The organism is Bosea sp. F3-2 (genome assembly GCF_008253865.1).
Taxonomy (GTDB): domain Bacteria; phylum Pseudomonadota; class Alphaproteobacteria; order Rhizobiales; family Beijerinckiaceae; genus Allobosea.
On record NZ_CP042332.1, the window covers coordinates 207397 to 220959 of the forward strand.

Here is a 13563-nt window from a genome sequence, read left to right on the forward strand (position 1 = left end):
TCCGTCAATGCAAGAAGAGGGGAAAGAGACGATGACGATGAGGTTCGGAAACTGGCTGCGCAGCCTTGCGGCTGTGATCCCGCTGGTGCTGGCGGGCGCGGCTGCCAACGCCCAGACGCTCGATGCGGTGCTGAAGCGCGGCAAGGTGCTGGTCGGCGTCAATACCGCTTCGCCGCCCTTCGGCACGACTAATGCCGAGATGCAGCCCGACGGCTACGATGTCGAGATCGCCAGGATGCTGGCGAAGGAGCTCGGCGTGCAGCTCGAGATCGTGCCGGTGAACAATGAGAACCGCATCCCGAGCCTACTCACCGGCAAGGCGGACGTGATCGCCTCGACGCTGCAGATCACGCCGGAGCGGGCCAAGTCGGTGCTGTTCACCGCGCCCTACGGCATGCATGAATCGATGGTGATCGGCCCGCCGGAGCTGAAGGCGGCGCAACTCTCCGACCTCGCCGGCAAGCGCGTCGGCGTCGCGCGCGGCTCGGCCTATGCCAATCTCATCGCCCAGGCGAACATCCCCGGCCTGCAACTCGTCCAGTTCGCCGATGACAGCGCCAATCTCAATGCGCTTGTCGCCGGGCAGGTCGATGCGGCCGGCACGGTCTCCTACCTCGCCTCGGAGCTGAACAAGCGCTATCCCGACAAGAAGTTCGAACGCAAGCTGACGCTGACCAGCAATGTCTATGCGATGGGCGTGCGCCGCGGCGATTTCGATTTCCAGCGTTGGGTCAACACCTTCCTGTTCGTCAACATCCTGAACGGCGCCATCCCCAAGGCTTATGAGAAGTGGATGGGCGACGCCTGGAAGCCGCTTCCAGCGTTCTGAGGGATACGCAAAGCCAGAACGGTATGGCCGATCAGCCGTACCGTTCGGTCTATGGCTGCCTAGTGTGAAATAAGGCGCCTGTCCGGACCGCCGATATCTCTTGATGTGAATGTCCGCTTCTCTATCGCGGTTTAAGTCAAGAGGCGGCACCGATCGACCGCCGGTTGTGCCAGCGGGGACGACGGCAGTGCGGATCGCGTCCAGCTGCGGTCGGTTCCTGCTCGGGGGCATTTCGGTGTGAGGTCGCCGCACGGGGCTCGCGCTTCTCTCCGGGGTCGGCGCAGTGGCCGCCCCATGATGGGGTAAGAGGATGAGGCGGACCAATCTTTCGGGCGCTCTTGCCGCCGTCGCGCGGCAGAGGCTGCGGACATTACGATCTCGTCTCACCACCGTCCCCGTGAGGACCTCTTCCTGCCGTGGCAGAACCTGTCGCTGCTCCTGTGCGGGGCGGGGTCAGGCCGCCTCAACGGTGGCTGCCGGGTCGCGCCCCCAGCGGAAGTCGGAGCCGTCGACCCACATGCGATGCAGGATCACCGCCAGTCGCCTGGCGACGGCCACGATGGCGCGCCGCATGCCGCGCCGCTGCGCGACCCGCGTGCCCCATGCTTTGAGCCAGGACCAGTGCCGGCTCTGCGTAAGCAGCGTCTGGGCGGCCTCGTACAGCATCGTCCGCAGCATGGTGTCGCCGGACTTGGAGATGCCGCCATCATAGTCGCTCTCGCCGGACTGGTGGCGTCGAGGTGTCAGACCAACGTGCGCGCCGACCGCCCTGGAGTGAACAAAGCGCTGCGGCTGATCGACCGTCGCCCGATAGGTGAGCGCCACGACCGCCCCGACGCCAGGCGCGGTCATCAGCCGCCGGCACACGGGATCCTGGCGAACCACTTCGAGCAGCATTTTGTGCATCCGCGCGAACTCCTGGCGCAGGACGCGCCGGACGGTGAGCAGCGGCTCCACGATCGCCGACAGACTGGACATGCCCGCCACCAGGTCGCGGATGCGAGCCTCGAACCCGGCCGTGCTGACCACGCCGACCTTGAGGCCGAAGTTGCGCAGCGTGCCGCGCAGGTCGAACTCGATGTCGAGCATCTTGCGCTGCAGGAGTTTCCGGCTGGTCAGCAGCATCCGCTTCTCCTGGCTCGCCAGCGTCTTGACGTGGACCGGTTTGAACAGGCCGACGCGCATCATCTGCGCGATGCCACGAGCGTCGTGACGGTCCGACTTGTTGACCTGTCGCGCCTTCAGGAGCGAGTTCATGTGCCGCGTCTCGACGCAGATCACCGGCAGGCCTGCTTCCGCCAAGCCATTCACCAGCCACTGCGAGAGCGGACCGGCCTCTATCCCGATCCGGCCATAGTCGCCACTGATGGACGTGAGCAGCCCGACGAGATCGTCCGGCTCGGTCGCAACCTTCTGCTCGCACACAACCTTGCCGGCTTCGTCGACGACGCACACCGCCGTCTCCTGCACCGACACGTCCAGACCTACGAAATGCGCCATCGCCGTCGCTCCTTCGCTCGCTGCCGAGGTCAGGTCCGACCTCTCCGGCACCGTATGTGAAGGGCCGCGCACTCCCGCTCCCAGATCGCGCGCAGCCACCGCGATACGTCATCTTCCGGGCAGTGCTTCAATGTCTGCAACTGGCGCAACGCGAAAGGAACACCCCGTACGATATCGATGGGAAACAGGCGCCCGTAAGTCCGTTCCGGCACGGCCCTCAAGCTGAAGTTCCCGACTGCAGCGTTCACAGTTGGAGTGGTGTCTTCGCAATATGATCGGTCACGACCGTTATGAAGGTCCGCAGCCGCTGAAGGCGCCGGATGTCCCGGTGATAGCCCATCCAGATGTCCCGTGAGGGTGGCTCTACTGGCAGGTCGAGCTTGCGAAGACCCACTATCTGGCTTCCGACCACCTGTGGCAGGACGGCGATGCCGATGCCCTGGCGGCTCATCCGCCCCTGCACGTTCCGATTGTTCGACCGGAGGAGCGGCTTCGCGTTCGGAAAGCTCTCTATGAGCCAGGCAATATCCGGGAACTGGCCGGTGGACGTGTCGTGGGTGATGAGCCGGAAACCGGCTCCATCGCCATAGACCGGCTCGGGTGAGCCTGCCGCGACGTAGACGCCATAGGGCAGACGGACCAGTCGTCGCTGCACGACATCGGGGTTGTCGAAGGGGACGATCCGGAAAGCGATGTCGGCCTCCCGCTGCGCGAGGCTGAACAGGCGGGTGCCAGTGAGAATTTCCAGATCGACGTGCGGACAGGCCCTCGCATAATCGTCGATGATCGGCGGCAGGACATAGGCGCCGAACCAGTCGGCCGAAGATATGCGTAAGGTGCCCTGAAGGGCTTGCTCCCGTCCGGCGAGGCGCCGCTCGATGGCCAGAGCGCCTTCCTCCATCTGCTCGGCCAGAGCGACGACGGCGTTGCCTTCTTCCGTCGGAATGAAACCGTCGGCCGTTCTCTGAAACAATGTGTGGCCGGTGGCCTGTTCGAGAGCCCGGAGGCGGCGTCCGACCGTGGGGTGGCTCAGATGAAGCGCGCGGGCGGCAGCGCCCAGCGTGCCGGTACGGGCAATGGCCAGAAAGATCCTGACGTCGCTCCACTCCATCGCCGCACCCACAAAATTGAACCGAGATCGAACGGTACTGTCAGTTATCGAACAAATCCAACCGCCTATCTTCTCCGCATCCCGTTAAAGACGCAAAGCGCGCCGGCCGCTTATGGCGGCGGTGTGGTGCGGCGCTCGGTCCCAACGCTCAAGGAGGACATGATGAAAACCTGGCTGATCACAGGGTGCTCGTCGGGCCTGGGCCGGCAGCTTGCCGAGGCCGTGGTCGCGCGAGGCGATCGCCTCGTCGCCACGGCCCGCTCGACGGATAGCTTGCAGCTGCTGTGCGAACGCTATCCCGAGACGGTGCGCACCATTTCGCTGGACGTCACCCGCGCCGGCGAAGCCGCAAGGGCCGTGGCGCTCGCCGAAAGCGCGTTTGGCGGTCTCGACGTCCTCGTCAACAATGCCGGCTTCGGCTTCATCGGTGCGATCGAAGAGGGAGAGCCCGACGAATATCGACCGATGTTCGAGGTGAACGTCTTCGGCTTGATCGAGACGACCCGGGCCGCGCTGCCGGTGCTGCGCAGACGCGCCGGAGCTCGCATCGTCAATCTCTCATCGGGTGCCGGGATCGCCGGCTCCGCGGGTTTCGGCTTCTACAATGCGAGCAAGTTTGCGGTCGAAGGTCTGTCCGAAGCGCTCGCACAGGAGCTTCGTCCGCTCGGCGTGCAAGTGATCATCGTCGAGCCTGGGCCTTTCCGCACCGAGTTCCTCGGTCGCTCGATGATTACCGCGGCGCGGGAGATCGCCGCCTATGCCGAGACGGTGCCGGCGAGACGTCATTACCGTCACACCAATAACGGCAGGCAGGCAGGCGACCCGGCCAAAGCCGTCGCCGTTATGCTGCAGGCCGTCGATGCCGAGCATCCGCCGCTGCACCTCCCGATCGGGCCGCGCGCCCACGCGATAGCGAAGCAAAAGCTGGACTCCTTCCGCGCCGACATCACCGCCTGGCGCGACATCTCCATCGCGACCGACTTCGACACTCACAACGACGCGATCTGAATTGATCGGAGGTAGCGAAGTTGAGGTTCGAGAACGGAACTACACTCATGAGCGCGACGACATGTGAAGCCGGGGCCCCTACGACTATGGTCCGGGAAGGTGACGACCCGCCCGAGCCTCGGCGCTGGACGACGTTCGTGATCCTGCTCGTCGGCGCGTTCCTGCCGCCGCTCGACTTCTTCATCGTCAATGTGGCGCTGCCCTCGATCCGGGGGGATTTGGGGGCCTCTTCCTCCGCCGAGCAGCTCGTCATTTCTTCCTATGCCGCGCTGTATGCCGTGACGCTGACAACCGGTGGGCGGCTTGGCGATCTGTTCGGTCGCGGCCGTGTGTTCTTTCTCGGCCTGATCGGCTTTGCCGCCGCCTCGACGCTGTGCGGCTTTGCCTGGTCGCCTTGGGTGCTGGTAGCCGGGCGCGTATTGCAGGGCGTAACGGCCGCCGTGATGGCGCCCCAGGCGCTCGCTTCTGTGCAGGCGATTTTCCCGGAGAGGGAGAAGCCGCTCGCCCTCAGCATCTATGGTGCGATCTTCGGTTTGGCCGCGGTGGTAGGGCAGGCATTGGGCGGCGTCCTGATCTCGCTGGATCTTATGGGGCTGGGGTGGCGGGCGATCTTCCTGATCAACCTGCCGGTGGCGATGCTCGTCCTGCTGTTCGGCATTCCTCTGCTGAAAGAGACGCGCGCGCGCGTCGCACGCCGGTTGGATCTCGGTGGCATGGCGCTCTCGATGCTGACGCTCGGTGCGCTGCTCGTGCCGCTGATCGAGGGGCGCGAAGCTGGGTGGCCGCTCTGGTCCTGGCTGTCGCTCGTCGGGGTGCCGCTGCTGGCGTGGCTCTTCTGGCGTTATGAGACCCGGCTGGCACGAGCGGACGGTGCCCCCCTGCTCGACCCGGTCGCCTTGCGGACACCGGGACTGGGCCACGCGCTGCTGATCGCGCTGTTGTTCTATTCGATCGGCAGCTTTTTCCAGCTGTTCTCTACCTATTTGCAGGACGCGCTGCATGTGACTGCGCTGCAGGCGGGCCTCGTCTTCCTGCCGTTTGGTGCCGGATTCCTGCTCGGGCCGCTGTCGACGCCCTTTCTCCGACGGTTCTGCGGCGCCTATGTCAATCCGATCGGCATGGGGCTGGAAGTTGTCGGGTTCTTGGGTCTCGCCGGGCTCATCGCGGCGACATTGACCGGCGTGCATCCCGCACCGATGCCGCTTGCCGCCCTCCTGTTCGTCATCGGTTTTGGGCAAGGGCTCGCGCTGCCGACCCTGATGCGGATGGTGACAGGCCGGGTCGCGCCGGCCCTTTCCGGCATGATCGCCGGCATCGCCAGCTCGACTCTCCAAGTCAGCACCGCGCTCAGCGTCGCCGTGATCGGTGGGATCTTCTACGAGGTGTTGGGTGCGCGAACCGATCCGGCTGCCATCACGCAGGCGCTCATCGTCGCCGTCCTTTGCATCGCCTTCTGTCTCGCCGGAAGCGCAGCTCTGAGCATCACGCTCGTCCGGCTGCCTCCTCCGCGCGACGAGGCGCAGGGGCTGGTTTGAGACCCCCTCCACGGCGCATGCCCAGAGGCGCTTATCGCCAATCACGAAGGCTCCACCGGAGCCGAGAACCGGCACGCCTGCACAAACCGCGACGCCCATCGACCGGGGTCATCTATCGTACCAGATCAGAAAACAGGACAGCCTTCATGTTTGGAATTTCGCCGCTCGGCTGGGTGCATACGCTTGGCAGCCTGCCTGCCATTCCGCTCGCCATCTACATGTTTGCCCGACACGGCCGGATCGTGCCGCGATCTGTGCCCGGCGCCCTTTATTTCGTTTCGATGCTCATCGGCGCGACAACGGTGTTTCTGGTTGCCCGTGAGCCAATAAGCTACGGCATCGGCGCGGCGACGATCCTGTTGCTGCTCGCCGGCTACGGCGTCGGGCACATTTCTCGTTTCGGCCGTGGCGCCACATACCTCGAAACGATCTTCCTAAGCCTTACGGCATTTCTTCTCATGGTGCCGAGCGTCAGCGAAACGCTTCGTCGCGTCCCGGATGGCCATCCCCTGGTTACCGATCCGAAGTCACCGCTCCTCCAGGGCGCCCTGGCCAGCCTCTTCGTCATGCTCATCATCGGCTTGACCACTCAGATCGTTCATTTGCGCAGACAGAGCTGACTCGGGACAGGCTCCTCACCAAGCAGGATGGCCGCCAAGTGAATGGGCATATGGACGTGCGCCGACGGCGGTACGCAGCCAGGATTTGCTAGCAATCCCGTTCGGCTGAAGGCGTTCCACCTCGCGCCACGAACCCACCTAGCCCTAGTAGTACCGCGTCAAGGGCCGACGTCCGCTCCTCGGCGATAAACCAATGTCCGCAACTGGCGCCGAGCGATGGAGCGGATGAGCTATGGTGGTTTCGGATGCGGCATCCCGATGGAGGATGCGTCATGGTTGTCGAAGCTCAACCGATCTATCAGCATCCGGCCTGGATACCGGACGCATCATAGGCCCGAAACTGCCGCTGAAGCCGCGCCACATCTGAGCCATCCGGACACGGCTACAGCACGACCGGCGCGTAGTTTCCGCTCATCTGAGGGCCGACATCACTATTGGGGTTCTTGAGAAGCGGACCGATCTCGCAGCGCTTGTCGTACCATCATCCGGTGCTCGGCACGATTGCTTCGATGGTTCGGTGCTCGCCGTTTTTTGGAAGTGCGCGAAAAGGCGCGGCGTCGCATACGAAGCCGTTGATCTAAAACAGCGGCTGTCAAGATGACATGCCGAGCGAGATGCCGTTATCGCGAACTGGGCGCAGCGTGCAGGAGACGCACGTCGTGCACTTTATATAGATAAAAGCTATATTAAGCTGCGCAATCATTATTATTAATGGGCTGTTTCCGCTGTCACCATCTCTCGCGTCAGTGAGATGCGGAGCGCGAAGACGGCATGCGACAGGCGCCCATAGCGGTATCGGGGCGGTTGCGACGAGGCGGGCCTGCGAGCGCCGGCCTGCACATCATCGGCGCATTCCCAGGGATGGATTCCAGGACGGCGCTGACGCTGCAGGGGGATGAACTGGCGGGGCTGCTGTCGACCGTTTCGGACGGCCGCGTGCACCACCCCGCAGACATCGCGGGATCGTCTGAGGACCGATCGCTCGAAACCAGCCCCGAGTCCTACCCTGCTTGGCGGGCTGCCTCGCTGGCCGCCTTCTCCGAGCTCAAGGCGCAAGGCCTCCTCCCGAGGGAGGCCAGGCTGCAGACGAGCGTCCCAGTCACCATGGGAAACTCCGGGTCGCCCGGCCAGTCTGGCGAAGCTGAAGCCGAGACCAGCGTTAACAGCGCACTTCCGGCGCATATTGCTCGCATTGCCGCAGCCTTGCCGGCCGCCGAATGTGCGATCCAGCTCGAATTGCCTTATGCGGCTCTGAGCGAGGCGACCCGGGCGTCGACTGACGCCGATGCGGCAACCGGGCGTGCCGCTTTCGTGGCCGAGGCGCTGCGCGTCATCGAGGCAGTGCCCGGAGACGTAGAACTTTCCCTGCATTTCGATTGTCGCGACGGCGCGCGCTTCACCATGACGCCGAGCGATGCCGAGGTCATGGCCGAGCTCGCGCGGGAGATACTCGCTCGCGCCTCTCGACCGGTCGATCTGATCCATATCCCCGTGCCGTTGCGCCACGAGAGCGACGCGTTCTTCAGCGGCCTGGCCTCGCTTGAGCCGCCGCCGGCGACGCGACTTTGCCTGGGATTGATCCATCTGTCCGACGGGCTGGAAGGCGCGCGGCGACGCATCGATCTGGCTCGCCGCCATCTCGCGACATTCGCGATTGCGGCGCGCAGCGGCTTTGCCGCGCGGCCGCCGGACGCGATCAGGCCGTTTCTGCGGCTCCATGCCGAGGTCGCACGCGAAATGGCCGCACTATCCTGAATTCGGGAGGACAACATGACAGAAAAAACGGCCGTCAAGGCCTATCACTGGGATGACATTCCCTCGCGAGAGCTCAAGCCCGGCATCATCCAGCGCGGCTTTCGCAGCGATGGTGTACTGGTCACTTACAACTACCTCGAGCCGGGCTGCCAAGGCTCGCCCCATAGCCACCCGTTCGATCAGATTTTCATGATCGTCCAGGGCCGGGTGAAGCTCCATGTCGAGGATCAGCTCTTCGATTGCCCGGCGGGAACCGTGATCCGCATCCCGGCGCATCACGTCCACTATGTCGAACCGCCGGCGCCGGAAGACGGCACGGCAATCAATGTCGATATCTTTGGCCCCGTGCGCGAGGATTACCTGCCGATCGTCGCCTATCAGGGCGACGAGTTCTCGCGCTGAAGCCGCCGACATGGCGACGGCGATGAGAACGACGATCAGCGGCGTGAGGAGCGTCGAACTCGAACTCGCGGATCCCGAGCGGGCCGCCTGCTTCTACACGGATGTCTGGCACCTGACCGAGGTCGCACGCGTGGGCGAAACGATCTATCTGCGCGGGACGGCGGGGTTTCATCATATCCTTGCTCTGCGTGCGAGCCACGGCCCGGCCCGTGTCGGCCGGGTGGTCTACGAGGCGCGAACACCAGCCATCGTCGATGCGCTTCACGCGCGGTTGGCGGCGGACGGCGTGACGCAGCTGGAAGTCCCCGGCGAGCTCGACGGAGTCGATGGCGGCTACGGCTTCGGCCTCGCCGATCCGAGCGGGCGTCGCCTGGCGATCGTCGCCGACGCGGCGCGGCACCCGGATGACGAACGGCGTCCCGACCGGCCCTACAAGATCGCCCATGTCAACTTCAACGATCCTGCGGCCGATCGCTTGACGGAATTCTATGTCCAGTGCCTCGGGATGAAGCTGGTCGACCGCGCGGGGCGACAGGCCTTCCTCAACGCCGACTCACCCGACCACAGCTCGATTGTGATCTGCCAGGCCGAAGCGAACACGCTCAACCATATCTCCTTCGAGATGGCGGACCTCGATTCCGTCATGCGGGGCGCCGGCCGCATGATCGACGCCGGCCATCCCATCGAATGGGGCGTGGGGCGCCATGGCTGCGCCGATAATGTCTTCGCGTATTTCGCCGGACCGGAGGAAATCCCGCTCGAATATACCTCCGACGTCCTGCAGATCGACGAAACCTATCCCTATAACGGCCCCGAGTATTGGGCCTGGCCCGCGGGCCGTCTCGATCGATGGGGCGTGACGCCTCCTCACACCAAACGCTGGAAACGCATCCAGAGCCTCTTCGCATTCCGCAGCGGCGACTACCGGCTGCGCGGCTGATCACCTGTCGGGCGCAAGATCCGACGGACAAAAACCAAACGAGGAAACCATGGAAACTCCATCGAGGATATCGATCGACGCATTGATCGATACGCAGAGCATCGGCGGCTACAGGCTCGCCGTCTTCGCACTCGCCGTCATGCTCGCGATGCTGGACGGGATCGACAACGTCACGCTCGGTCTCGCCGCCCCTGCCTTGTCGGCGGAACTCGGCATCGCGCGCTCCGAACTCGCCTCTGTCTTCACCGCGACCTTGGTCGGGCTGACTGTCGGGGCCTTCGCGCTCGGCTATGCCGGGGATCGCTGGGGCCGGCGGCCCTGCACCATCGCCTGCGTCGCATTGTTCGGCGCGTTCACGCTCGCCGTCCCCTTCGCACAAGACATCAATCATCTCATCGTCTTCCGGGCGCTCGCAGGCGTCGGCATCGGCGGGCTGCTCCCCAATATCTGCGCGCTCGTCGCCGAATTCGCGCCGTCCCGGCATCGTCAGACGGGTGTCCTCGTCGTCAGCGGCGGCATCGCGGCCGGGGCGATGCTCGGCGGCGTCCTGAGCGCGATGCTCGAGCCCGCATTCGGCTGGCGGGCGCTCTTCTTCGTCGCCGGGGGGGCCACGCTCGTGGCCCTGATCGCGACATGGCTCGGCCTGCCCGAATCCGTGCGCTTCCTGCTGGCTCGACGTGGCGACGAGGAGCGTGTCGCCGCTCTTCTGCGCCGCATTGCGCCACAGGCCCCGTTGCCGCCCGATGCCCGTTTCACGATGGCCGACCTGGGCGGTCGGGTGTCGCTGGGCCGGCTGTTCGGCGACGGGCTCGCCGCGACCACGATCCTCCTTTGGGTGAGCTATGCGACCGTGCTGGCGGTGATGTACCTGCTGTTCCAGTGGCTGCCGACGCTGGCGCGCGATTTCGGCTTCTCCCAGCAACAGGCGATCTTCGCCGCGACGGCTTTCAACCTGGGCGGAATGCTCGGCTCCGTGCTTCTCGGCCCCTTGGCCGCGCGCTGGGGCACCTATCGCGTCGCGACGGTCAACTTCCTCCTGATCGCGCCATTCGTTTTTGCGATCGCCCATTCCTCCGGGAGTTCGACGCTGCTCCTCTCGGGCGCTTTCGCGGCCGGCTGGACGGTGATGGGAGGGCTCGGCCTCGTCAATGCGCTGGCGGCCGAAAGCTACCCGACCGCGGTGCGGGCGACGGGGATCGGTTGGGCGAGCGGCATCGGACGCCTGGGTTCCGCATTCAGCCCGTCCTTGATCGGCTTGCTGCTTGCGGCCGGTTGGACGGCGCGGGACGTCCTCGAACTGCCGATCGCGCCTGCCGTCGTCATGGCGCTCGCCGTGATCGGGATCGGGAGGATGCGTCGCAAGCGCCTTCCAGCCGCAGCGGCTGGTTTCGCCGCAGCCTGACCGGAAAGCGCTTCTCATGCACCAGGTCAGCTCCGTCCCCGCCGCCCCCGCCGGACCGTCGCGTCATATCCTCGCCGGCAGGGCGCAGGGCATTGAAAGCTGCGAGATCGCACTGCTGCGGCTCGCCGCAGAAGACTCGGGAGATGTTAGGCCGGGCAGTTCCGAAGAGCGGCTGATCTATGTCCTGTCCGGCGCAGTCGAAATCTCCTCGGGCGAGCAGTGCGTGACGCTGAGAAAAGGGCACTTTCTCTTCCTGCCCCGTGGGCGATCTCACGAGCTGCGCCAAGAGGGGCCGGACAACGCTGTGGTGTTGGACATCCGTGCCTTCGTCGCTGGCGCGGCGGCGGCGCCGCCAGCCCCGACCACGCCGCTGACCAAGCTCACGGGACAGGTGTCACCGGACGCATTGGTCACTCATCAGGGGCATCTGGCGGAAGGGCGTGCCTTCGAGACGCAAACCCTGATCGACCGCAAGCGCGGTTCGGAGCGGCTGAAGGTCTTCTTGGCCGCCGTTCAGCCCGGCAGCGGCATGGGCCTGCACATTCATCCCTTCGATCAATTCTACTACATGCTCGATGGCGAGCTGGACCTGCAGATCGGGCTGGAAACCGGCATCGCCGCAGCCGGACAGCTCGCGCTCTTTCCGGCTGGCATTGTGCACCGCAACCGTAATGCGTCGTCGGCTCCCGCGCTCCAGATCACCATCAACGCTCCCGAGGCGTCGGCCGGCGCCCCCAGCGTCTTCGACGTGACTCTCTCCCAGCCCCAACGCTGAGAAACCATCGATGCCAGCCGATCCTTCCAAAACGCACCTTTCCGGCAAAGCGAACGACGTTCAGGTCGTCGTCGTCGGCTTCGGTCCGGCCGGAGCCCTGGCCGCGAACCTTCTCGGCCAAGCCGGCATCCGCACCCTTTGCGTCGACCGATCGCGCGAGGTTTACGGCAAGCCTCGCGCGATCGCTCTCGACCATGAGATCCTGCGCATTCTCGACAATATCGGCGTTGCGGAGGCGGTGTCACCCCACATCGCCCCCTTCGATCTGTCGGAGCATTTCGGCGTCGATGGAGGGCTTCTTCGGCGGATCGGCATGGTCGGGACGCCCTATCCGCTGGGCTATACCCCCACGATGGTTTTCACCCAGCCGCCTCTGGAAGCGGCGTTGCGGGAGCACGCCCGCCGCTGGCAGAGCCTCGAAGTCCGGCTCGGCACTCAGGTGACGGCGATCGTGCAGGACGAGCACGGCGTCGCTCTTGAACTCCGCGACGCGGCCGGTTCGGTCGGCCGCGTCACGGCCGATTACGTGATCGCCTGCGACGGCGCCTCGAGCAGCCTGCGCGGCATGGTCGGCCTGACGCTCGACGACCTCGATTTCGACGAGCCGTGGGTCGTGATCGACCTCAAGGTCGACGCCGACAAGCTGGGCAGGCTTCCGGCCAACTCGGCCCATTACTGCGAGCCGACCCGTCCGGCGGTCTACATCGTCGGACCGGGCAATCACCGCCGCTGGGAGATCATGCTTCTGGACGGGGAAGACCCGCGCGAGATGGAGCGGCCCGAACGCGTCTGGCAATTGCTGAGCCGTTGGCTCGGTCCTGACGATGCCATACTCTGGCGCGCTGCCAGCTATCGCTTTCATGCCCTCGTCTTGCGCGAGTGGGGCCGCGGCAGGGTGTTCTTCGCCGGAGACGCCGCGCATCAGCAGCCACCGATCCTGGGGCAGGGCATGTGCCAGGGCATGCGGGACGCGACCAACCTCGTCTGGAAACTGCAGGCGGTGATCGCAAGCGAGGCCGATCGGTCCCTGCTCGACAGCTATGGCGAGGAGCGAAGCCTGCACGTGCGCGAACTGATCGAGCAGATCAAGCAGATCGGCGCCGTGCTGTGCGAGCGCGACCCCGACGAAGCGCGCAAAAGAGACGCGAGGATCCTCGCTGAGAGCGGAGGCGTGCCCGCGACGATCACAAGGCAGTCGGTGATACCGCCGCTGCGCGCGGGCCTTCTGTCGGACTCTGCGCGGGACGGCACGGGAAGCCTCTTCCCGCAACCGCGTGTCATGGCTGCGGCAGGAGAGGGCCTGCTCGATCGCGTCTGCGGTACGGGCTGGCGTCTGGTGATCGATGCGGAATCGCAGCGATGGGAGCAGGATGAGCTTGTGGCTCTTTCGGATGCCTCCCGAGGTCTCGGGATCACGGTTCTTGCTCTCACGCGCGATGCAGAGTCCGTCTCGCCCGCCATCAGGTCCTTTGGTGAGCGGGATGGCATCCTGGCGGGCTGGTTCGCGGATCACGCCGCATCCGCCGTCCTGGTCCGTCCGGATCACTACGTCTTCGGAACGGGCGACGCGGCGGTGACCACCCTCGCGCTCATCGCCGAGCTCGGGACCCTATTGAGACCCGCCGCCGGGGCGCTGCCCAGCCAACGGACCGCCGCGGCCTGATCAGCCATAGCTTCACACTATTC

General features: G+C 65.2%; 12 protein-coding genes. 10 read left to right on the plus strand and 2 right to left on the minus strand.

Features of this window, described 5'->3' with window-relative positions; genetic code table 11:
• Positions 1–31: 31 nt before the first annotated feature.
• The gene (locus tag FQV39_RS30680; protein WP_149134264.1) at positions 32–829 is read left to right on the plus strand and encodes a transporter substrate-binding domain-containing protein; all 798 of its coding nucleotides are present in this window, start codon (positions 32–34) and stop codon (positions 827–829) included.
• A 453-nt stretch (positions 830–1282) separates the two neighbouring features.
• On the opposite strand, the gene FQV39_RS30685 is transcribed toward FQV39_RS30680, so the two are convergent.
• Entirely contained in the window at positions 1283–2329 is a 1047-nt protein-coding gene (locus FQV39_RS30685) for an IS110 family RNA-guided transposase (protein ID WP_149134265.1), read from the minus strand.
• Positions 2330–2573: 244 nt separating this feature from the next.
• Positions 2574–3440, minus strand: coding sequence for a LysR family transcriptional regulator (locus FQV39_RS30690; protein ID WP_149134266.1), 867 nt, complete (start codon positions 3438–3440; stop codon positions 2574–2576).
• 162 nt (positions 3441–3602) lie between these two features.
• Here FQV39_RS30690 and FQV39_RS30695 point away from each other — a divergent pair, with 162 nt between their 5' ends.
• The 9 genes from FQV39_RS30695 to FQV39_RS30735 all read left to right on the plus strand — a co-directional run bounded on the left by FQV39_RS30695 (position 3603) and on the right by FQV39_RS30735 (position 13540).
• Complete coding sequence (locus FQV39_RS30695) at positions 3603–4448, plus strand: oxidoreductase (protein WP_149134471.1); 846 nt, start codon at positions 3603–3605, stop codon at positions 4446–4448.
• A gap of 86 nt (positions 4449–4534) precedes the next feature.
• A complete protein-coding gene (locus tag FQV39_RS30700; RefSeq protein WP_149134472.1) occupies positions 4535–5983 on the plus strand; it encodes an MFS transporter in 1449 nt (482 codons plus the stop codon).
• Between the two features lie 146 nt (positions 5984–6129).
• On the plus strand, positions 6130–6603 hold the full coding sequence (locus FQV39_RS30705) for a hypothetical protein (protein ID WP_149134267.1): 474 nt from the start codon (positions 6130–6132) through the stop codon (positions 6601–6603).
• Positions 6604–7464: 861 nt separating this feature from the next.
• Complete coding sequence (locus FQV39_RS30710; protein WP_149134268.1) at positions 7465–8358, plus strand: hypothetical protein; 894 nt, start codon at positions 7465–7467, stop codon at positions 8356–8358.
• A gap of 15 nt (positions 8359–8373) precedes the next feature.
• Positions 8374–8760, plus strand: coding sequence for a cupin domain-containing protein (locus tag FQV39_RS30715; RefSeq protein ID WP_149134269.1), 387 nt, complete (start codon positions 8374–8376; stop codon positions 8758–8760).
• Positions 8761–8782: 22 nt separating this feature from the next.
• On the plus strand, positions 8783–9700 hold the full coding sequence (locus FQV39_RS30720) for a VOC family protein (RefSeq protein ID WP_187640390.1): 918 nt from the start codon (positions 8783–8785) through the stop codon (positions 9698–9700).
• 49 nt (positions 9701–9749) lie between these two features.
• Positions 9750–11102, plus strand: coding sequence for an MFS transporter (locus tag FQV39_RS30725; RefSeq protein WP_149134271.1), 1353 nt, complete (start codon positions 9750–9752; stop codon positions 11100–11102).
• 16 nt (positions 11103–11118) lie between these two features.
• On the plus strand, positions 11119–11877 hold the full coding sequence (locus tag FQV39_RS30730) for a cupin domain-containing protein (RefSeq protein ID WP_149134272.1): 759 nt from the start codon (positions 11119–11121) through the stop codon (positions 11875–11877).
• 10 nt (positions 11878–11887) lie between these two features.
• Positions 11888–13540 carry a bifunctional 3-(3-hydroxy-phenyl)propionate/3-hydroxycinnamic acid hydroxylase gene (locus FQV39_RS30735; RefSeq protein WP_149134273.1) on the plus strand — a complete coding sequence of 551 codons (1653 nt, stop codon included), beginning with the start codon at positions 11888–11890 and terminating at the stop codon, positions 13538–13540.
• Positions 13541–13563 lie beyond the last annotated feature (23 nt).